This is a genomic window from Neobacillus sp. B4I6 (assembly GCF_050434045.1).
GTDB lineage: Bacteria > Bacillota > Bacilli > Bacillales > Cytobacillaceae > Neobacillus.
In genome coordinates this window covers 3,400,514-3,421,860 of the sequence record NZ_JBNPWB010000002.1, presented here as the reverse complement: position 1 = coordinate 3,421,860, position 21,347 = coordinate 3,400,514, and the positions used below count along the sequence as shown (strand labels likewise).

Genomic DNA, 21,347 nt, shown 5'->3' with positions numbered 1-21,347 from the left:
TGCTTTTCCTATTATAATGCTTCTTTTACAGTCGTTATGAAAGAAAAACGGTTCTTTATTTCTTTTCGTTGTTTAATTAGGATTGTACCGAGTTCTAGTGTTTTCTGCTTTGCAGTAATTCTAGTTTGATCCTCCTCGATCCCATCTAAATCAGCAACATGAGCAAGACCAATTGTTCTTCTGATTAATTCGCAGCCGGCAAAGCCGATCGAGTCCTCAAAAAACTTAGTTAAATTATAGTTTAGAAAGGTAGAGGATTTAGCGTAATCGTCTTTATTCTCCGTATTCCATAATAGTGTAAATTGATCCTCAAATACACTCCATACCGTTTCAATATGATTGAGGAAAAGATCACGTTCTTCAACATTTGCTATTACCTGGAAGAGAAGATTTGCAATTACTTGGCCGATATCAAATCCAGCTGGTCCGTAGAAAGAAAATTCGGGATCGATTACTTTTGTTTCATAATTATCGGCAAAAACACTTCCGGTATGAAGATCACCATGGAGGAGAACTTCAGCCTCTGTTAAAAAGCGTTTCTTCAAAATATTTACATGGAACTTTAGTTCATCATCCTGCCAAAGCTCTTCGACGACAGGACGCAGTCCTTCCTCGAAATCGTTGGTTTCTGCATCAATAAAAGGATCTGTGAAGATTAAATCTTCAGTTATTTTGCAAAGCTCGGGATTGATAAACTGTTGTACATATTCCTTTTTTACGGAAGGGGTTAATCCGTAATCAGAAGTATAAAATAATGTTTTTGCAAGATATTCACCTAGATGCTTTGAAATTAATGGATAGGTTTCTCCTTTGATAAAGCCAGTTCTTGCGATTGAAAGATGGGAAAGGTCCTCCATTACGGTTACAGCTAGGACATCATCTGTGAAAAAAACTTGGGGCACATAATCTGGAGCAATCTGTCCGAAAATTTTTAAGGCATCCGCTTCAATCTTTGCTCTTTTCAAAGTTAATGGCCAGCTTTCGCCAACTACCTTTGCATAAGGGAGAGCTTGTTTGATAATAACACTTTTTCCTTCCAATTCATCAACAATATGAAAGACTAGATTGAGATTCCCATCGCCAATCTCCTTGCAGGAAAGTTTTGCATGCTGGTCAAAAATTTTCAATTCAAGTGCCAGTTCAACTGCACTCTCGTTTGTTAAAGGCTGGTATGTTTTTTGTTTTAGTAGACTCATTATGGTTCCTCCTCGTTTTTGGGAGGCTTAATTATGCACGCAGGCACTAAAAAAGCCTCTTTCTCATCTGAAAGAGGCTGATAGACAATATTGTCTGTCGCACCTCTTATCTCTCAGAAAGATAATCCTTCTGTTGGAATTAGCACCGTGCCTTAAAGGGGGGATCCCCAGCGCAAAAAGCGCCCCATTTCAATGGGTTTCCGGTCGGTTGCTGGGCTTCAAAGGGCCAAATCCCTCAGCCAGCTCATGATAAGAGAAAATCTATTTAACTGGTAAAAATCATATCAGTAACAAAGAGAAAGTGTCAATATTTTTTGAAAATTATTATTTATAGAATTCTGGTTTTCTATCCGTGAAAATAGGAATTTGCTTACGGACCTCCTTGACTAAGTCCATCTCAATTTCAGCCGATAGGATTTCTTCCTTCATTCCAGCCTCAGCAATGACCTCACCCCACGGGTCAATAATAATCGAGTGACCAGCAAACTGGTTATTTGGGTCATTTCCAGAACGGTTACAGGCAATTACATAACATTGATTTTCAATTGCTCTGGCAATTAAAAGGGCCCTCCAGTGGGACAATCTGGGTGCAGGCCATTCGGCCACAACAAACAGTGCTTCTGCACCTTCTGATGTGTGAGCGCGTATCCACTCTGGAAACCGGATATCATAACAGATCGACCCAGCAAACTGGTGATTATCAAGTTGGAAAAGTCCCTTCTCGGCACCAGGCTCTAAGAAAACATGCTCATTCATGAGTTTAAAAAGATGTAGTTTACTATACTTGTGCACCAGCGTGCCATCTTTATTGATGATGAGGAGAGTATTTTTTACTCCTGTTTCTTCACGGTTCGCAACTGAGCCGCCAACGAAATGAACCTGATTTTGTTGTGCTGCATTTCTCAGAAATTCAATCGTTTGTACTGCTTTTGGGTCTGCAATTTCATTCAGGCGGGTCAAGTCATATCCCGTTGTCCATAGTTCCGGAAGGACAATGATATCGGGTTGTTCAGTCAGTGCATTTTCAATGAGTCTTTCCGCAGTTTGGTAGTTTTTATTGGGATCACCGAAGACGATATCCATTTGCAGACATGAAATTTTTAATTTCACGAATCTTCACCTCGTTTGAAATTTCGGAATTTTTTCTTTACAAGCCGTTATAAAAGTTATATCATTTGTGACTAGAATTTCACAATGATTCTTAAAAAAAATTAAGCAGGTGAGAACAATGAAGCAATTTCCACCATCAGAATTATTAACTAGTCTTCCAAAGCAATTTTTTGCTTCACTTGTTAAAAAAGTGGGGGAATATATTTCACAAGGGTTTGATGTGATTAATTTAGGGCAAGGCAACCCTGATCAGCCAACGCCTTCTCATATTGTTAAAAAACTTCAAGATGCAGCAGCGAATCCATTAAATCATAAATATTCTCCTTTCCAGGGGTATCGTTATTTAAAACAGGCTGCCGCTGATTTTTATTTAAGAGAATATGGAGTGACCATTGATCCGGATAAAGAAGTGGCGATTTTGTTTGGGGGTAAAGCAGGACTTGTCGAAATTCCTCAATGCTTATTAAATCCGGGGGATACCATCCTTGTACCTGACCCCGGTTACCCGGATTATTGGTCTGGGGTTGCTCTTGCACAAGCTGAAATGGTTACAATGCCGTTACGAGAGGAAAATAACTTTCTGCCGGATTATTGCGAACTGGATAAGTCTGTTTTATCACAAGCAAAGTTAATGTTCCTTAATTATCCTAATAATCCAACGGGAGCTACAGCTACTCATGAATTTTTTGATGAGACTATTAAGCTAGCGAGTGATCATGATATTTGTGTTGTTCATGATTTTGCCTATGGTGCTATTGGTTTCGATGGTGAAAAACCAATAAGTTTTTTGCAGGTTGAAGGGGCAAAAGAGGTTGGGATAGAGATATATACTTTATCAAAAACCTTTAATATGGCAGGCTGGCGTGTTGGTTTTGCTGTTGGGAATGAGAGTGTGATTTCAAGCATCGAACTTTTACAGGACCATCTTTATGTTAGTTTATTTGGGGCTGTGCAAGAGGCAGCGGCTGAGGCTTTAATGGGCCCTCAGGATTGTGTACGGGAACTTAACGATCTTTATGAGCGAAGACGTAATGTATTGATTGATGGGCTTCGTTCATTGGGATGGAATGTCACCGCGCCAAAGGGGTCCTTTTTCGCGTGGCTCAAAGTTCCTGAGGGCAAAACATCTGAGGAATTTGCTTACATTTTACTCGAACAAGCACATATCATGGTTGCACCGGGAATTGGCTTTGGAGAATTTGGAGAAGGATATGTCCGTGTTGGGTTATTAACATCAGAACAACGATTAGCCGAAGCTGTTGAAAGAATTAGTCGTTTGGAAATATTCTGTTAAATTGATTGACATTTTATATTTTTCTTGCGATAATGCAAATTAAAGTTAAACAACATTAAAAACTTTATAAAATACGAATCGTTTTCTTATCAAGAGCAGGCGGAGGGAAAAGCCCGATGAAGCCCGGCAACCGACTTAAACCAGTTTTAGGCACGGTGCTAATTCTTGCAGCAACAAGCTGATAGATGAGAAGATGTTAGTTTGCTGCTAACCTCTTCTTTGTTGAAGAGGTTTTTTATGTTTTTTGAAAGGATGTTTTTGAATGTCTAAAATAATTGCTACATATTTACTGCATGATGAAAAAAAACCAACCAAAAAGGCTGAAGAGATTGCACTTGGATTAACTGTAGGTTCATGGACGAACTTGCCTGAACTAGAGCAAAGCCAATTACGCAAGCATAAAGGGAGTGTGGTATCCGTTGAAACGATACCTGCAGAAAAAGGTGACCAATCTTTAATCCGCATAGCCTATCCAGCGATTAATTTTTCTAATGACCTGCCTGCTATTTTAACAACCGTTTTCGGTAAGCTTTCATTAGATGGAAAAATAAAATTACTAGATTTACAGTTTGATGACGGATTAAAGAGTCAGTTCCCTGGCCCAAGGTTTGGAATTGAAGGTCTTCGGAAGAAATTAAACGTTTATAATAGACCGCTTTTAATGAGTATCTTTAAAGGAGTGCTCGGTAAAGATCTCGCATTTTTAGTTGAGCAATTAAAGCAACAAGCCCTTGGTGGTGTAGATTTTGTGAAGGATGATGAAATCCTTTTTGAAAATGAGCTGACACCATTTGAAAAAAGAATTGTCGAAGGAAAAAAGGCATTGCAAGAAGTATTTGACCAAACAGGACATCGAACTTTGTATGCAGTTAACCTAACGGGTAGAACATCGCAACTGAAGGAAAAAGCAAGGAAGGCTGCAGAGCTTGGAGCGGACCTCTTACTGTTTAATGTGTTTTCCTATGGCATAGACGTCCTGCAGGAATTAAGAGAAGACGATGAAATTGCCTTACCGCTTATGGCACATCCTGCAGTTAGTGGTGCTTTTACATCATCTCCAGTTTATGGATTATCCCATTCATTATTGCTTGGAAAGTTGCTTCGTTATGCTGGTGCTGATTTATCGTTGTTCCCATCCCCATATGGAACCGTGGCGTTAGAGAAGACGAAAGCACTGTCGATTGCAAGTGAGTTAACCGTAGAAGATATCTTTAAAAAGTCATTCCCAGTTCCATCAGCGGGAATTCATCCAGGCTTGGTTCCTTTATTAATTCATGACTTCGGTAATGATTCTGTCATTAATGCAGGCGGAGGGGTCCATGGCCATCCAGAGGGTGCACGCGGAGGGGGCCTTGCGTTCCGTCAAGCGATTGATACCAATCTTAAAGGAAAGTTATTAGCCGAAGGTGCAAAACAGCATCCTGAGCTCCATACGGCACTAAAACTATGGGGTAATGCAGAGGTGACCGTATGACAAAACCAGTGATTTTTTGTGATTTTGACGGAACGGTAACTGAAAGTGATAACATCATTAGCATGATGGAAAAGTTTGCTCCTCAAGGGTGGGAACGGATTAAAGATCAAATCCTCTCACGTGAGATTTCGATCAATGAGGGAGTTGGGAAACTTTTTTCCTTATTACCAAGTAAGTTAAAGGATGAACTGACTGAGTTTGCGATTGAAAATGCAAAGATTCGCCCAGGATTTGGAGAGTTTGTTGAATTTGCGCGTGCAAAAGGTATTCCATTTTATATTGTTAGTGGCGGTATTGACTTCTTTGTTTATCCAATCTTGGAGAAATATGGTCCATTTGATGGAGTTTATTGCAATGAATCGGATTTTACAGACGAGAGAATAAAAATTCTATGGCCGAATGAATGTGATTCATTATGTAACAATGATTGCGGATGTTGTAAACCAAGTATTATTCGTAAATTAAACACTCAGGAAAACCGTTTCAAAATTGTTATTGGAGATTCGGTAACCGATCTCGAGGCAGCAAAACATGCGGACTTTGTGTTAGCAAGAGATTTACTTCATGAAAAATGTGTGGAATGGGGAATCAATCATCAAGGATTTACTTCCTTTTTCGATTGTATCGAGGAGATTAAAAAAAGAATTGAGGTGGATGAACTAACATGCTAAATGAAAGATGGAACGAATTAGCCGATGTAAAGGATGAGTTAGCTGAGCGTGATTGGTTTATGGGTACGAGCGGTAACCTGGCGATTAAAGTAAGTAATCATCCGCTTCAATTTTTAGTCACAGCAAGTGGAAAGGATAAACGGAAGCGAACAGATGAAGATTTTTTACTCGTTGATGAATTTGGCCGTGCAGTTGAAGAAACACATTTAAAGCCCTCAGCAGAGACACTTCTCCATGTCGAAATTTACCGTCGAACCAATGCTGGCTGCAGTCTCCATGTGCATACGATTGATAATAATGTGATCTCAGAAGTTTATGGTGATAATGGTGAGGTTACATTTAAAGGGCAAGAGTTGATCAAGGCTTTTGATAAGTGGGAAGAGGACGCAGTCTTAACAATACCAATTATCCACAATTTTGCCCATATCCCGACACTTGCCAATAAGTTTTCTGAATATGTTTCAGGAGATACTGGAGCTATCTTGATTCGCAACCATGGGATAACGGTATGGGGGAGAACTGCCTTTGAGGCTAAAAAAATCCTTGAAGCCTCAGAGTTTTTATTCCGCTACCAATTACGTTTACTAGAGCATAAACCATATCAATTATTTAAAGTAGTGTAAAAAATATTAAAAATGAGAGGATGATGAAGAATGGCATATATTACTTTTCAAACCAGAGAAGAGCAAATTCATGAACAAGATGAGGTTGCAAGCTTTCTGGAGTCGCAGGAAGTTATTTATGAAAATTGGGATATTAGCAAGCTTTCCGCTGAACTCGTAGAAAAGTATCTTTTAAGCGATGAAGAAAAGAAAGAAATTCTAGCTGCATTTGAAGGTGAAATCGCAGATATTTCTGCTAGACGTGGATACAAAGCGCAAGATGTCATTTCTTTATCAGAAAATACTCCAAATTTGGATGTATTACTGACAAACTTTAAAAATGAGCATCATCATACAGATGATGAAGTTCGTTTCATAGTCAGCGGTCACGGTGTCTTTGTCATCCAAGGTAAAGATGGTGAGTTCTTTGAAGTACATCTCAATCCAGGAGACTTGATTTCTGTACCTGAAAATACAAGGCACTATTTTACCCTTGAAGAAGATCGGAAAGTGGTTGCTGTAAGGATTTTTGTTACCACCGAGGGATGGGTACCTATTTACGAAAAAGAAGAAGTAAATAAATAACAGATACTAAAACTGGCTGCAGATTATTGCAAGCCAGTTTTTTTATTATGTATGTAAGTATGGAGAATTAGAATAAAACGCTTGCAAACTAGAAGAATTTTGTCGTAAAAACAAGAATTTATTTGAGGAATTTGTCGAAAAACGAAAGAAATAGAATGTTTTGTCTACTTTTGCGATTGTGTTTACTTTTATAAAAATTCTTGTCATAATTCATCAAGTAGTCTAATTTTTCGTTGTTTACAGTAATAGAGTAAGAGGTAGGGGGATAATTGTGTGCGAGTATAGTAATACCCATAATGAAATGATTGAAGAGATAAAGGCTAAAAGGGAATTAATGATAAATAGCGCCAATACACAGGGATTTACCAATGAGATGACAATAAAATATAGCCAGGAGCTAGATGAATTAATAAATGAGTACCAAAAAGTAATGGATCAAATCTCCAGGCCAAATGAAGAAATTAAATTTGCCTTTAAACAAATGATCATGATTTGGCCGAAGGTTTTAGTCTAATGATAATTAGGTAAGAGAGTGATATTTTTTTTGTTCAACCGATTAGTAAAATAATTACTTATGTAAAAATATCAATAATGTACACCATGACAAGCAACCCCAATATAAACGCATAGGTGGAAACGCGCTCATTTCCGTCTCCATGGCTTTCAGGAATTAATTCTTTATAAATAATAAATAACATGGCGCCAGCAGCAAATGAAAGACCATAGGGGACAAGCCCTTGAACAAATGAGGTTAAAAAATACCCTAATAAGGAAGTAATGATTTCAATGGCTCCAGTTAAAGTTGCAATAATGAAGGCCTTCAGTTTACTAATTTGCTGATTGATTAAAAATAATGCGACAAGTAGGCCTTCCGGCGCATTTTGAAACCCAATCGCTAAAGCAATTAAATTTCCAGTATCCCCCTGTTCGGATGCATAGCTTACGCCAACTGACAATCCCTCAGGAATATTATGCAGTGTAATTGCAGATATAATTAACAACGCCTTCTCATCAAATTGAATTCCCTTTTTGTTATGCTGTAAGTCAATATGAGGGATATTTTTTTCCAAAAAAGTCAGCACCCATACTCCTAAACAAACTCCTGCAAAAAGTGAACCAAAGCCTCCTGTCCTTAATGCCTCAGGGATCAACCCAATCGTAGAAGCTGCCATCATAATTCCTGCACTAAATGCTAATAAAACATCCTTCCAACGATGTGTAATGGAATGAGGAATAAATAGTATAATTAGTGCCCCTGCCCCCGTTGATAACGCCGAAAGAACACTTCCAATAATAACTTCAGTCATCACACATCTCCTTTCTTGTCCAATTAATCCAAATCAAATATCTACAATATTAGACAGTAGCTGTGATTTTTATCATTGTTTATATCTTAATATTTCATATAGTTATATTAGTACTACTTTATCTAATATTCACATCACGATTAACTACATATCTTACCACAAACTGTAATAACTTCAACTTTTACAAACTACTACTTAGCTACTGCATAAGATTTTTAAGAATGGTAAATGATCACTAGTTTTAGGTTAAATCGAGAAAGAAAAAAAAGAAAACTATCACTGTTTGGTACTATGCTTGTGTTGCGATTCATATATCGTAAATAAAAGCATTTTTAAACCATAGGAAGCAAACGCTTTCAATAATCTCAGATCATATGGAGGAGGGAAAGTCCTACATGCATATTGTCGTATGTGTCAAACAAGTACCAGATACAAAAATTATTAAAATTAATCCTAAAACCAACACACTCGACCGTCGCAGTGCACCAGCCATCTTGAACCCTTACGATGCCCATGCAGTTCAGGAGGCCGTAAAAATTAGGGAAATAACAGGAGGTACCATTTCCGTCTTATCAATGGGACCACCGCAAGCGACTGATATTATCAAGAAGAGTGTGGAAATAGGTGCTGATAAAGGATATTTAATTTCTGACCGTGCCTTTGCAGGGGCAGATACACTGGCAACTAGTTATGCGCTTTCGAAAGCTTTAGAAAAAATCAATAAGGAACACCCAGTTGACATGATTATTTGTGGGAAGCACGCGATTGATGGTGATACAGGACAAGTTGGACCTGGTATTGCAAGAAGAATGGATATCCCGCCAATAACTAATGTAATTGAAGTGTCTGAAGTCAATCAGAAAGAAAACACCGTTCTTATTAAACGGAAATTAACCAATGGCTATGAATTGATTCAATCCAATCTTCCATGTTTATTGACGGTTGAAAAAGAAATTAATGACATCGATTATTCGCCAATGCCGAACATGATTAAAGCGGCAAGGTACGAACCAATTATTTGGGCAGTAAGTGACTTTGAAAATGTAGAACGGTCGCAACTAGGACTAAAAGGTTCACCAACCATTGTTGGAAAAATGTTTACGCCACCACGCCCAGAAGGCGGGAAAAGACTAGAGGGTACTAGTGATGAACAGGTTAACCAGTTAATGGCGTTGTTGATGGAGAAAAAGGACCTGTTAACAATCCAATCATCAAAATAAAAACGATTATCTTTTGTCATGGGGGGGAATATACATGAATCTAGACGATTATCGGGGAGTCTGGGTATTCATCGAACAAAACGATGGTAAAGTAGAAGGCGTTTCTCTAGAATTACTTGGTGCTGGAAGGAGGCTAGCGGATAAATTACAAGTTCCTTTAGCGGGCTTTTTACTAGGCAATGAAGTAAAAACTTTAGCAAATAAAATTATTTCTTATGGTGCAGATATCGTATACATGGTCGACCACCCTGTATTGAAGAATTACCGTACTGAATCATATATGAAGGGCGTAATGCTCCTCGCTGAAAAATATAAGCCAGAAATTATCCTTTATGGTGCAACACCAAACGGTAAAGATTTAGCTAGTGCCGTAGCAACAGATTTAAACACAGGATTAACTGCGGATACTACAATGCTTGATGTGGATGTTGATAATAGATTACTAGAAGCTAGCAGACCTGCCTTTGGCGGTAATATCATGGCGACAATCCTATGTAAAAAACATCGCCCGCAAATGGCAACCGTCAGACCAAAGGTAATGAAGGCACTAGAAGCGGTATCAGGAAGAACAGGTAAGATTATTGAAGAAAAAATATCACTGCAAGAAGAAGACATGCGTACAAAAGTGTTACAAATTGTGAATGACGTAACAAAAAAGGCCAATCTAGCGGATGCACATGTAATCGTCTGTGGAGGAAAAGGAATGGGAGATGTGCAAAACTTCCATCTCCTTTATGAATTTGCGGAAACAATTGGAGCGACTGTTGGAGGTACTCGTGATGTGGTTGAAGCAGGCTGGCTGCCACACCATCTTCAAGTTGGCCAAACTGGTGAAACAGTTACACCAAAAATTTATTTTGCTATAGCACTTTCTGGTGCAATTCAGCACGTTGTCGGCATGAAAAATTCGGATTTAATTATCGCTATAAACAAAAATCCAAATGCACCAATTTTTGATGTTGCCACATATGGAATCGTAGGAGATGCTATGGAAATTCTCCCAAAACTTATCGAGCAATTTAAGCAGCTTAGAACTGAAAAAGGTGGTGAAATAAGCTATGCATGAAAAATTTGATGTGATTGTCGTTGGGGCAGGTCCAGCTGGAAGTGCATGTGCCCTCACGTGTGCCAAAAATGGACTAAACGTTTTGCTTATTGAACGTGGAGAATACCCAGGAGCCAAAAACGTAATGGGCGGGGTCTTGTACCGCAAACAAATGGAAGAATTAGTTCCTGAATTTTGGAAAGAAGCACCACTTGAGAGACCTGTCATTGAACAGCGCTTTTGGATGATGGATAAGGAATCGGTCGTTCAATTCGGCTATAAAGGTCTTGAATGGGGAATGGAACCATATAATAACTTTACAGTCCTTCGGGCTCAGTTTGACCAATGGTTTGCTAAAAAGGCAGTAGACGCTGGGGCATTACTTATTAATGAAACGGTAGTAACTGAATGTATCGTTGAAAATGGCAAGGTTGTCGGGGTTCGTACCGATCGTCCGAATGGAGAGGTATTTGCGGATGTCGTGGTGCTTGCAGACGGTGTTAACTCTCTTCTTTCAAAACAGTTAGGCTTTCATAAAGAATTTCGTCCAGATGAAGTAGCCTTAACAGTAATGGAAGTTGTTAATTTACCAAAAGAAAAAATAAATGACCGTTTTAATTTGGAAGATAACCAGGGTTGTACAATTGAAATCTTTGGTGATTCAACAAAGGGTAATCTAGGAACCGCTTTTGTTTACACGAATAAAGAGAGCTTGAATATCGGAGTTGGTACAACACTATCGAGCATGATAAAAGCGAAAATCAAGCCATATGAGCTTCTAGACTACTTAAAAACTCACCCCATGGTCAAGCCAATGCTTGCTGGTGGGGAATCTGCTGAGTATCTTGCTCATCTTATTCCTGAAGGTGGTTATCGTTCGGTACCGAAAGTAGCTGGTAATGGTGTTATAGTCGTCGGTGATGCAGCACAGCTAGTAAATGCCATTCATCGTGAAGGTTCGAACATGGCGATGTCATCAGGAAAGATGGCTGCTGAAGCCGTAGTTCAGGCACATAAAAGTGGGGACTTCAGTGAATCAAGCTTAAATAGCTACCGTGACGCGCTTAATAGTAGTTTCATAATGAAGGATTTAGAGAAGTACAAGGATGCGGCACATACGTTTGAGAAATACCCACAATACTTTAATGAATATGTTCCAATGATGAATAAAGCGATGAGCAAGTTCTTTACAGTTGATGGGACTCCAAAGCGTGAAAAACAAAAACAAATAATGAAGAGTGTAACTGCGGAAAGAGGAACAATTAGAGTATTGCAAGATATCTATCGTGCTTGGAAGGCGGTGAAATAATGTCAACGAAGAATATCGAGGAAAAACAGTATCTGCTCCGTTTTAAGTGTGATACAAAGTCTCATTTGACCGTGATGGATCATGACGTATGCATGACAAAATGTCCCGATAAAATTTGTACAGTATTTTGCCCAGCGGAGGTTTATAAGTGGGAAGGAACACGGATGCAGGTTGGCTATGAAGGATGCCATGAATGTGGAAGCTGCCGGATCGGCTGCCCATACCAGAACATTAAATGGGAATATCCAAAAGGCGGACACGGGATTGTATTCCGTTTAGCGTAAATTGGATATAAAAAAGGAGCTGTTTGCGATTTATGCAAACAGCTCCTTTATTTATGTAGATATTTTAATAATACTATATGTGGGTTATTTCACAAGTGATGGTAAAAAAAGGTGAAGCAGAAGGTAAGTTTTTAGGGGGTTAGCTTATTTTCTCTAGTATGGTAGCTGAGGAAAGTTTATCGTTTTTGCTGGCTGTGACAAGCGAAGATGCAAATGAGTTCGCATGATCCATTAACTCCATACTCGGTGAGCAATAATATGGTTTTTTCCAATTGAAATCACCTTCACTATCGGCAGGATATATACTTACTTTCCAATGATAGTATATTTTTGACTGTGGGAGCTGCACCCCTTCTACGGCAATAAGCCAATGTGTCGAAGGTGAGTTAGGGTAGTATGCTGCGGATTCCTGTAAGGAAACTAGATCATTTACACCAATGGGTATTAATGCCTTTTGATAAAAGTCATGATAATTTGGGGTTTTCATATTTTTTCCCTCCCTTTTATGTTCTATCTCTATTATATGAAACATTTAAACTTTTTTTGTGTGATAAATGTTAAAATTTTTAAAAAAATTAACGAGTTTTCATGAAACTGACAAAAATTCATAACCTAATTGTAATTGTGACCTATGTCACTACATTAATTAATGGTTGATTTTATACTTGAAGCAATAGAATGAGATAGAGGTGATTGTTGATGAGTGGCAGTATGAGTGCTCTTGGTGGAATGCCCCAAGCTGAACTAAGTAAAGGACTTAAGCAATTAAAAAGTGAACATCCCCCGTTATTAGGACAATTAGAAGGATTGTATGATCTAACACAAAAAATTTATCACGAAATAGATGTAGAAACTAACTTTGCTGCATTAATTACAAAAGTAAAAGAATTTAAAGCAGCATTGGACCCTCATTCAGAAAGAGAAGAAGGCGTTCTTTTTCCTATGATGGGTGTATATATCGGGACGACATCTGGACCAATAGCTGTTATGGAATATGAACATGACCAGGCAAAAGCAAATATTGGAGAATTTCTTGGAAAAGCAGAAAGTGGTCTTATATCTACGGAAGAAACGAAAAAAACAGCTGAACTAATTCAAAATGCCTACTTTATCTTAACAGAGCATTTCTCCAAAGAGGAAAATGTTTTGTTCCCAATGGCTGAAAGAATGCTTACAGAAGAGGAAAAGGAAGAATTATACCGTAAAATCCAAGACATAAAATAAAGGATGGGCTCCTGGCCCATCCTATTTTACTTTTGATTCCATTCTTTAACCTTTTGGTCAGTTGGAAGGAGAAACGCAATTAAGCCTAGAATCGGAAGTACACCGAGCCATGTAATCATCGACTGTAATCCAATCCAGTCTGCAATATAACCAAGTCCTACAGAACCAATTGCACCCATTCCAAACGCAAGTCCTACTGTTAAACCAGACATCATCCCAATTTTCCCCGGGACTAATTCCTGTGCATATACTACCGTTACAGAAAAACTAGTCATTAAAATAAACCCAGTAAGTATTAAGAAAATAAATGCCAACGTTGGTGGTACCTGTGGAATTAAAATTGAAAAAGGAATCGTTGCTAACATTGAAAAGGAAATGATTGTTTTTTTACCAAAACGATCTGAAAGAGGACCTCCAAAAAAAGTACCGACGGCACCGGAAACTAAAAAAGCGAACAGGAATAATTGTGATTGCTTAATCGTAAGGGCATATTCTTTTATCGAATAAAAGGTATAAAAGTTGGTAATTCCAGAAGAATACCAAGTCCTTGCAAAAATTAATAATAAAATCAATGCTAAGGTATTTTTTACCTCTTTAGTTATTGCTACATTGTTAGATGAGCTAGATTTCGTTTTCTTTAGTATATTTGGGGAAGCTATCAACCTGTGATTATACCAATTTGCAATATAAATTAATAAAATCACAGCTAGTGCTGCCACAATCGTAAACCAGGATGCACCAATCTGCCCCAAAGGAACCAATATTAGTGCAGTTATCAGTGGAGCCAATGCTTGACCCGTGTTTCCACCGACCTGATAAATCGACTGTGCCAGCCCGCGTCGATTTCCTGCAGCCATATACGCAACCCGGGAACCTTCCGGGTGAAATACTGCTGAACCAAGACCGATGAAAAGGACTGACAAGACAATTAGTCCAAAGTTTGAAGCAAACCCTAATCCAAGAATACCGACTAACGTGAAAGTCAGTCCGATCGGCAGTGCGAAAGGCATTGGTTTCTTGTCAGTTATGTAGCCGACCATTGGCTGCAAAACAGATGAGACCATATTTAGAGAAAAAGCAATGATTCCAAGCTGGGTAAAACTTAGCCCCATTGATTTTTCTAAAATAGGGAACATGGCTGGCACCACAGCTTGAATTGCATCATTCAATAAATGGCACAATCCAATAATAAAAAGAATTTTAAACATGGTTGATTCAGAAGACTTTGGAGCCTTTGCAGGTAAAACAGCTTGTGAACTCATAATGATCCCTTCTTTATTAAAATTCTAAATTTTTTTATAACCATATTTTACTACCGAACCATAAAAATAAGAAATATTTTATTTATAATTAATTTTATAGTCTCTGTCTAACTTGGCCGTTGATTTCCTCTCCAATCAACGTAGGCTTTAAATCAACAATGACCTTTAACAAAGCCATTTAATAAAAAAATTCCTATCATGCATCAATTTCCCTTGGATACGAAATATTCCTGATTTTTTTAGGGTGAATTGACATTTCTTAAAAATTTTTTTATAATAATCTTGAAATCAAGATATTTTATTCATATTGATACCTCAAAGTAAGTCTAATTTATAAACCTAAAAGGATGAGTTTTTTATGGAAAATAATTCAACTGCTAATTCATTAAAGCTTTTTATAGTCCTTTCAAGAGCGTATAAAGCAATTAACGAGCATGTAAATAAAGTGATCCAGGCCAGTGGGTTAAATCCTACTGAATTTGCAGTTTTGGAGCTCCTTTACCATAAAGGTGACCAGCCAATGCAGCAAATAGGCGGGAAAATATTACTTGCAAGTGGAAGCATTACTTACGTGGTCGACAAGCTCGAACAAAAAGGGATGTTAAAAAGAATTGCCTGTCCGAAGGACCGACGAGTCACATTTGCACAAATAACTGAAGATGGGAAAAAGTTTATTCAGGATATTTTTCCTGAACATGCTGAGCAAATTGATAACCTCATGTCATCACTGACTGAAACTGAAAAACTGGAAGCAATTGACCTGTTGAAAAAACTAGGGTTGCCTGCTGGTAAGTTCTAATACGGCCATTGGGTCGTATTTTTTTTGTTGTTAGGAATGTTAGTCGATAGTATATAATAAAATAGATTGGAATAATAGCAAAGTATAAAAAGGGGATGGTTCAATGGGGTTTGAGAACTATACATACATACGTCCGGATTTAAATGAGGTAACAGAAAAATTTCATTTGGCACTTGAGAGCCTAAAAAATGCAGAATCAGTTGAAGAGCAAAGCAGGGTCATGAATGAGATTAATAAGCTAAGAAATGATCTAGGTACGATGTTCAACCTTTGTTATATTCGTCATTCTATTGATACAAATGATGAGTTTTATAAGGATGAACAAGATTTTATGGATGAAATCCAGCCTGAAGTTGAAGGGTTAGTAACTAAGTATTATCAAGTGCTTGTAAATTCTAAGTTCCGTCCTGAATTAGAAGAGAAATGGGGAAAGCAGCTATTTGCCCTGGCTGAAGGACAACTTAAAACATTTAAACCTGAAATTGTGCCCTTACTTCAGAAGGAAAATCGCCTATCAACGGAATATACGAAGCTAATGGCCTCGGCAAAGATAGAATTCGAAGGGGAAGAGAGAACATTAGCACAATTAGAACCATTCGCGCAGTCGACTGACAGAAAAATGAGAAAACGAGCCAATGAAGCGAAATTTGGTTTTATGGTTGAACATGAAGCTGAGTTTGATCGAATTTATGATGATCTGGTGAAAGTAAGGACAGAAATTGCCGAATCACTTGGATTTAATAACTTTGTTGAACTTGGTTATTACAGAATGATGAGAACAGATTATAATGCTGAGATGGTCGCCAATTTCCGTAGTCAAGTACAGGATTTCATTGTTCCGATTGCGACAAAATTAAAAGTACGTCAACAAGAAAGAATCGGACTGGATAAATTAAAGTACTATGATGAAAGCTTTAATTTTCAAACTGGTAATGCCACTCCAAAAGGTACTCCGGAATGGATCATAGAAAATGGACAAAAAATGTATGAAGATCTTTCAGAAGATACGGGGGCATTTTTTCGCTATATGCAAGATAATCATTTGATGGATCTTGTTGCCAAGAAGGGTAAGGCCGGCGGAGGCTACTGTACGTTTATAGAGAATTATAAAGCACCTTTCATTTTTTCTAATTTCAACGGAACGTCCGGGGATATTGATGTCCTGACACATGAGGCAGGTCATGCTTTCCAAGTATATTCAAGCCGTCATTTTGAGATTCCCGAATATGCATGGCCAACCTATGAAGCCTGTGAAATTCATTCGATGAGTATGGAATTTTTCACATGGCCATGGATGGACCTGTTCTTTAAGGAAGACACTGATAAATACAAGTTTTCTCATTTAAGTGATGCCCTATTATTCTTGCCATATGGGGTTTCGGTTGATGAATTTCAACATTGGGTCTATGAAAACCCAGAAGCTACTCCAAAAGAGCGTAAGCTCCAGTGGCGTGAGATTGAGAAAAAATATTTGCCGCATAAAGATTATGACGGAAATGAATACCTAGAGAATGGCGGCTTCTGGCAGCGCCAAGGGCATATCTATAATTCGCCATTTTACTATATTGATTATACGCTCGCCCAAATTTGTGCTTTCCAATTCTGGAAGCGTTCAAGAGAGAATCAAGATGAAGCTTGGGCAGATTATGTGAAGCTTTGTAAGTTAGGCGGGAGTATGTCATTCACAAAGTTAGTCGAGGCAGCAAATCTAATCTCTCCTTTTGAAGTTGGTTGTGTAGAGTCAGTTGTGGGTGTAATTGATGATTGGTTAAAATCTGTGGATGATAAAAATCTATAGTTAAATGAAAAAAGCGAAGCCGTTCAAGAAATGGCTTCGCTTTTGACCTATTTAAGAGAAGTTACTTTAGAAACTACTTTGAGCTGATTTTCTTCAACAACGGCAGATAATTTTTTAGTATCTGGTTCCTCTAAGATAAAATCAGCAATTTTATCTTCAAGTTCTTCTTGGATTACGCGGCGGAGCGGGCGTGCCCCAAATGCGGGGTGGTACCCAAGCATAGCTAGTTTTTCTTTTGCTTCAGTTGTAATGGTTAATTCAATCTTTTGCTCAGTAAGTGTTTCTTGTAATTCACTAATCATTAAATCGACAATATAGAGGATATGCTCTTTACCGAGTGAATTGAATTCAATAATACTATCGAACCGATTCAAGAATTCTGGCTTAAAGAAGCCGCCTAACGAGTCAAGTATACTTGCTTCTTCGATCGCCGCTGTTGTACCAAATCCAACATGAACTGTCCTGTGGCCCACACCAGCATTGCTTGTCATAATGATAACAGTATCCTTAAAGCTGACAATTCTTCCTTGACTGTCTGTGAGTCGGCCATCTTCAAGAATTTGTAGGAACAGATGCTGGACATCTGGATGTGCTTTTTCAATTTCATCTAATAAAATAATGCTATATGGATTTCTCCTCACTTTTTCGGTTAGCTGTCCTGCCTCTTCATGACCTACATAGCCAGGAGGTGAGCCGATTAATTTGGAGACGCTGTGTTTTTCCATGTATTCGCTCATATCAAGACGGATCATCGAATCCTTAGAACCAAATAATTCCTCAGCAAGCGTTTTGGTTAACTCTGTTTTTCCCACGCCGGTTGGTCCAACAAATAAAAAGGAACCAATTGGGCGATGCTTTGATTTTAAGCCGGCCCGACTACGTCTAATCGCTTTAGAAACTTTATTTACAGCCTTTTCCTGGCCAATAACCTTTTGGTTAAGATTTTCTTCTAATGCCTTCATTTTTAGCTGCTCATCTTGTTGCAGCTTTCCAACAGGTATCCCTGTTTTTTGTTCGATGATTTCTTGTATAAGCCCTACATCAACGATGGGTCTTTCAGAGCTTGATATTAAATGTAAAGACTTTTCAAGGTTTGTTTCTTCATCGCGAAGGGATGCTGCCCTTTCATACTGCTCATTTTTAAGTGCTTCTTCCTTCTCAGCAGCAATCTCTTTTAGACGTATTTCAATTTGTTCATTGCTCTTATAATCCGAAACTAGGTTTAATTTCGAACCAGCTTCATCAAGCAAATCGATGGCTTTGTCAGGTAAAAAGCGGTCTTGAATATAGCGCTGAGACAATTGAACACAGGCAAGGATTGCTTCATCGGAATAGACGACTTCATGATAATCCTCATACTTCTTTTGTATCCCTTTTAATATATCAATCGCATCTTCTGCAGTCGGTTCAAGTACATGAACTGGTTGGAAGCGCCGTTCCAGAGCAGAATCTTTTTCGATTTGGCGATATTCTTTTAATGTGGTTGCACCAACAACCTGAAGTTCTCCACGAGCAAGGGCAGGCTTTAAAATGTTGCCGGCATCCATAGAGCCTTCAGCAGAGCCAGCACCTACTAGCAGATGAATCTCATCGATGAAAAGGATTATATTTTTCCGCTCCTGTAATTCGGAAATGACTTGCTTCATTCTTTCCTCAAATTGGCCACGGATTCCTGTATTGGCAACAAGGGAAGCGACGTCAAGCAAATATACCTCTTTCCCCCGTAACTTACCTGGGACATCTCCTTCAGCAATTTTCTGGGCAAGACCTTCAGCAATTGCAGTCTTCCCGACCCCTGGTTCACCAATTAATACCGGATTATTCTTATTTCGTCTGTTTAGTATTTCAATGACACGCTTTACTTCTCCATCGCGGCCGATGACAGGATCTATCAACCCCGCTTTTGCCATTTGGGTTAAATTACGTCCGAATTGGTCAATAAAGCCACCTTTTCCGGTTTTTCTTCCTGTTTGTTGTGTAGGTTGAATGCTATTATCGTTATCATGAGAAGCGTTATTCATGAACAGATTTTCAAATGGGAAGCTTGGATAAGAATTCATCTTTGGACCAAAACTTGCACCTAAAGTTTGCTTTTCTTTTGTATAACATTCGTGACAGAGTTTGATTTCCTTACGTTGTCCGTTAATAATCATATTTAATTGAATGTTCGCATGGTTTTCATTACATTGTTGACAAAGCATAAGCAAATTACCTCCTTGTAAAGATTCACATTTTCACTTTGACTTTGACTATATTTGACCTTATGACGATAGTATACTCTGACCATTTTTGACTTTCAAGAAATTTGTTTTTGGTAATGCTTGCTATTTCAGGAAAAAAGCTCGTCTTTGTTTGTCCTTATCATCATATATTGATTATAAGGAGGAGATGATGTGAAAAGGGATTGGACTCAAGCATTTCAGATTGCGGCGGTCTATGTAGGCACTGTAGTAGGCGCTGGATTCGCCACGGGAAAAGAAATCGTTGAATTTTTTTCGCGGTTTGGTTTCTTTGGCTTAATAAGTATTTTGATGAGCGGATATCTCTTTATTTCATTGGGTTCAAAATTAATGAGAATGGCTGCACTTATAGATGCAAAATCTTATCAAGAGTTTAATGAGTACTTGTTTGGCAAATGGCCTGGTCGTGTCATTAACGTCTTTATGCTATTTATGCTTCTTGGTGTTAGTGCTGTGATGCTTTCAGGGGCTGGGGCTATTTTTGAGGAACAGTTAAATCTGCCCAAAGCAGTCGGTGTTTTTCTGACAATTTTTTTATCCTTTTTAGTCATGCTAGTTGGTACAAAAGGTCTTTTTGCTGTCAACACGTTTGTTGTTCCGGTAATGATCACATTCAGCATAATTTTAATGTTCTATTCCATTCAAATGCCCAACTTCCTCAATCAATTATTATTTATTCCTCATTCCGACGATGGCTGGAAAAGTGTGATTGCACCATTTTCATATGTGGCATTGAATCTGGGGCTAGCACAAGCCGTTTTAGTACCGATTGCAACAGAGGTAAAGGATGATTGGACAATCAAATGGGGAGGGATTCTTGGGGGTGCTGCTTTAACAGTGATATTGATTGCTGGTCATTTCACTTTAATCATGCTTCCTAATTTAGAACAATATAATATTCCAATGGCAATTATTATGAAAAACTTAGCCCCTTTTTTTTATTGGATTTTTGTACTCGTTATTTATGGAGAGATTTTTACTTCTGTAATTGGAAATGTCTTTGGACTGGACCGACAATTGAAGCAATATTTGCCCATTCCGACAATTGTGTCGGTTACGCTTATTTTTATTGTTTCCTACCTGATTAGTCTTGTGAATTACGGTACGTTGCTATCCTATTTGTATCCATTGTTTGGTTACATTTGCATGATTTTTTTTATTTTACTATGGATGAAACCATTTACACCAAGTATAAGAAAATAGAAAAGCAAGTGTCTGCTAGACACTCTGCTTTTCTAATTAAAAGGCAAAATAATAAAAATCAAAAGGTCAAAAATGATATGAGAAACAATAACCAAGGGCATACTCTTTTTAAAAAAATAAAGATATCCCCACACAAAACCAGAAATAAAGGCAGCGAGAACTAATAAAAATGAGCCCGAATAAATATGGACGGAAGCGTACAGAATTGATGCAGACAAAATACTTACAACCGGATTTAAGTATTTCGAGAGTCTTTTTTGGATAAATCCACGCCAGAAAAGTTCTTCGCCAGGTGCCGCAACTAAAACAAGTGCAAGGTACTGCCAAAATAAGGATGGGGCATACCAGTTATAGAGATTTTTAATGCTTGTATCAATTGGCAGCTGAAGTATCTCCATTCCCCGTATACCAGCCCGAAAAACAAAATATAATAAGAAACCGGATATTGATCCAAGTAGGATAAATTGAATAAATGATACTTCATCATCCACCTCCTCTTGAAAGGTTGAGTATGCGATGAGTACCAGAACTGATCCTGAAAATATATACCAAAAGATCGCTCTATCATGAAATGAAAAAAATAAAAGAACGTGAGCAATAATAAAACCAATAAGTATGCGAGGGTCTTGGAAGAATTTTTTCATTATCGCGATCTCCTTTTCGAAACAATAAAATATATTTTATCAAATTAGTTTTTCAAATGGAAATCATTACATCACCCCTT

21 protein-coding genes and 2 riboswitches are annotated in these 21,347 nt (G+C 38.1%); of the genes, 14 read left to right on the top strand and 7 right to left on the bottom strand.

The features are described from left to right. Positions 1-11: 11 nt before the first annotated feature. Together mtnK and QF028_RS18990 are read right to left on the bottom strand one after the other, a co-directional pair. On the bottom strand, positions 12-1,196 hold the full coding sequence (mtnK, locus tag QF028_RS18995) for an S-methyl-5-thioribose kinase (protein WP_429467742.1): 1,185 nt from the start codon (positions 1,194-1,196) through the stop codon (positions 12-14). 103 nt (positions 1,197-1,299) lie between these two features. Next, positions 1,300-1,452: riboswitch (SAM riboswitch) on the bottom strand. A gap of 68 nt (positions 1,453-1,520) precedes the next feature. Further along, positions 1,521-2,306 (bottom strand): carbon-nitrogen family hydrolase, encoded by a 786-nt coding sequence (locus QF028_RS18990; protein WP_429467739.1) that lies wholly within the window; start codon positions 2,304-2,306, stop codon positions 1,521-1,523. A gap of 118 nt (positions 2,307-2,424) precedes the next feature. Here QF028_RS18990 and QF028_RS18985 point away from each other — a divergent pair, with 118 nt between their 5' ends. The 6 genes from QF028_RS18985 to QF028_RS18960 all read left to right on the top strand — a co-directional run bounded on the left by QF028_RS18985 (position 2,425) and on the right by QF028_RS18960 (position 7,446). Continuing rightward, entirely contained in the window at positions 2,425-3,600 is a 1,176-nt protein-coding gene (locus tag QF028_RS18985; RefSeq protein WP_429467737.1) for a pyridoxal phosphate-dependent aminotransferase, read from the top strand. Positions 3,601-3,683: 83 nt separating this feature from the next. Further along, positions 3,684-3,792: riboswitch (SAM riboswitch) on the top strand. Positions 3,793-3,862: 70 nt separating this feature from the next. After that, positions 3,863-5,074 carry a 2,3-diketo-5-methylthiopentyl-1-phosphate enolase gene (gene mtnW, locus QF028_RS18980; RefSeq protein ID WP_429467734.1) on the top strand — a complete coding sequence of 404 codons (1,212 nt, stop codon included), beginning with the start codon at positions 3,863-3,865 and terminating at the stop codon, positions 5,072-5,074. After that, complete coding sequence (locus QF028_RS18975) at positions 5,071-5,745, top strand: 2-hydroxy-3-keto-5-methylthiopentenyl-1-phosphate phosphatase (RefSeq protein WP_429467732.1); 675 nt, start codon at positions 5,071-5,073, stop codon at positions 5,743-5,745. Before mtnW ends, QF028_RS18975 begins: the two co-directional genes overlap by 4 nt. Next, positions 5,739-6,368: a methylthioribulose 1-phosphate dehydratase gene (locus QF028_RS18970; protein ID WP_215015879.1), complete on the top strand. Its 630-nt coding sequence runs from the start codon at positions 5,739-5,741 to the stop codon at positions 6,366-6,368. Before QF028_RS18975 ends, QF028_RS18970 begins: the two co-directional genes overlap by 7 nt. 30 nt (positions 6,369-6,398) lie before the next feature. Continuing rightward, positions 6,399-6,932, top strand: coding sequence for a 1,2-dihydroxy-3-keto-5-methylthiopentene dioxygenase (locus QF028_RS18965; protein WP_429467729.1), 534 nt, complete (start codon positions 6,399-6,401; stop codon positions 6,930-6,932). A 271-nt stretch (positions 6,933-7,203) separates the two neighbouring features. Continuing rightward, positions 7,204-7,446, top strand: coding sequence for an aspartyl-phosphate phosphatase Spo0E family protein (locus QF028_RS18960; RefSeq protein WP_214714701.1), 243 nt, complete (start codon positions 7,204-7,206; stop codon positions 7,444-7,446). A gap of 58 nt (positions 7,447-7,504) precedes the next feature. Here the strand turns inward: QF028_RS18960 and QF028_RS18955 are convergent, their stop codons facing one another. Further along, positions 7,505-8,239 (bottom strand): ZIP family metal transporter, encoded by a 735-nt coding sequence (locus tag QF028_RS18955; RefSeq protein WP_214999971.1) that lies wholly within the window; start codon positions 8,237-8,239, stop codon positions 7,505-7,507. 395 nt (positions 8,240-8,634) lie between these two features. Between QF028_RS18955 and QF028_RS18950 the strand changes: the two genes are divergently transcribed. From QF028_RS18950 to QF028_RS18935, 4 genes are read left to right on the top strand one after another with little or no spacing between them, the layout of a single operon-like run. After that, positions 8,635-9,459, top strand: a complete 825-nt coding sequence (locus QF028_RS18950) for an electron transfer flavoprotein subunit beta/FixA family protein (RefSeq protein ID WP_429467725.1) — start codon at positions 8,635-8,637, stop codon at positions 9,457-9,459. A gap of 34 nt (positions 9,460-9,493) precedes the next feature. Beyond that, a complete protein-coding gene (locus QF028_RS18945; protein ID WP_429467722.1) occupies positions 9,494-10,525 on the top strand; it encodes an electron transfer flavoprotein subunit alpha/FixB family protein in 1,032 nt (343 codons plus the stop codon). After that, positions 10,518-11,813 carry an FAD-dependent oxidoreductase gene (locus tag QF028_RS18940; RefSeq protein ID WP_410881886.1) on the top strand — a complete coding sequence of 432 codons (1,296 nt, stop codon included), beginning with the start codon at positions 10,518-10,520 and terminating at the stop codon, positions 11,811-11,813. Before QF028_RS18945 ends, QF028_RS18940 begins: the two co-directional genes overlap by 8 nt. Continuing rightward, positions 11,813-12,097, top strand: a complete 285-nt coding sequence (locus tag QF028_RS18935; protein ID WP_168242623.1) for a ferredoxin family protein — start codon at positions 11,813-11,815, stop codon at positions 12,095-12,097. The genes QF028_RS18940 and QF028_RS18935 overlap by 1 nt, the downstream gene beginning before the upstream one ends. A 139-nt stretch (positions 12,098-12,236) precedes the next feature. Here the strand turns inward: QF028_RS18935 and QF028_RS18930 are convergent, their stop codons facing one another. Then, entirely contained in the window at positions 12,237-12,584 is a 348-nt protein-coding gene (locus tag QF028_RS18930; RefSeq protein ID WP_214732307.1) for a hypothetical protein, read from the bottom strand. Between the two features lie 212 nt (positions 12,585-12,796). On the opposite strand from QF028_RS18930, the gene QF028_RS18925 reads away from it, so the two are divergent. Further along, complete coding sequence (locus QF028_RS18925) at positions 12,797-13,321, top strand: hemerythrin domain-containing protein (protein ID WP_429467719.1); 525 nt, start codon at positions 12,797-12,799, stop codon at positions 13,319-13,321. A gap of 26 nt (positions 13,322-13,347) precedes the next feature. Here the strand turns inward: QF028_RS18925 and QF028_RS18920 are convergent, their stop codons facing one another. After that, the gene (locus QF028_RS18920; protein WP_429467716.1) at positions 13,348-14,583 is read right to left on the bottom strand and encodes an MFS transporter; all 1,236 of its coding nucleotides are present in this window, start codon (positions 14,581-14,583) and stop codon (positions 13,348-13,350) included. Positions 14,584-14,941: 358 nt separating this feature from the next. Here QF028_RS18920 and QF028_RS18915 point away from each other — a divergent pair, with 358 nt between their 5' ends. Both QF028_RS18915 and QF028_RS18910 read left to right on the top strand, forming a co-directional pair. Continuing rightward, positions 14,942-15,382: a MarR family winged helix-turn-helix transcriptional regulator gene (locus QF028_RS18915; protein WP_410881878.1), complete on the top strand. Its 441-nt coding sequence runs from the start codon at positions 14,942-14,944 to the stop codon at positions 15,380-15,382. A 103-nt stretch (positions 15,383-15,485) separates the two neighbouring features. Beyond that, entirely contained in the window at positions 15,486-17,180 is a 1,695-nt protein-coding gene (locus QF028_RS18910) for a M3 family oligoendopeptidase (protein ID WP_429467714.1), read from the top strand. A gap of 47 nt (positions 17,181-17,227) precedes the next feature. On the opposite strand, the gene QF028_RS18905 is transcribed toward QF028_RS18910, so the two are convergent. Then, the gene (locus tag QF028_RS18905) at positions 17,228-19,381 is read right to left on the bottom strand and encodes an AAA family ATPase (RefSeq protein WP_429467711.1); all 2,154 of its coding nucleotides are present in this window, start codon (positions 19,379-19,381) and stop codon (positions 17,228-17,230) included. A 192-nt stretch (positions 19,382-19,573) separates the two neighbouring features. On the opposite strand from QF028_RS18905, the gene QF028_RS18900 reads away from it, so the two are divergent. Beyond that, a complete protein-coding gene (locus QF028_RS18900) occupies positions 19,574-20,623 on the top strand; it encodes a YkvI family membrane protein (protein WP_215001655.1) in 1,050 nt (349 codons plus the stop codon). 32 nt (positions 20,624-20,655) lie between these two features. Here QF028_RS18900 and QF028_RS18895 read toward each other — a convergent pair whose 3' ends face one another. Then, entirely contained in the window at positions 20,656-21,267 is a 612-nt protein-coding gene (locus tag QF028_RS18895; protein ID WP_429467708.1) for a CPBP family intramembrane glutamic endopeptidase, read from the bottom strand. Positions 21,268-21,347: the final 80 nt, after the last annotated feature.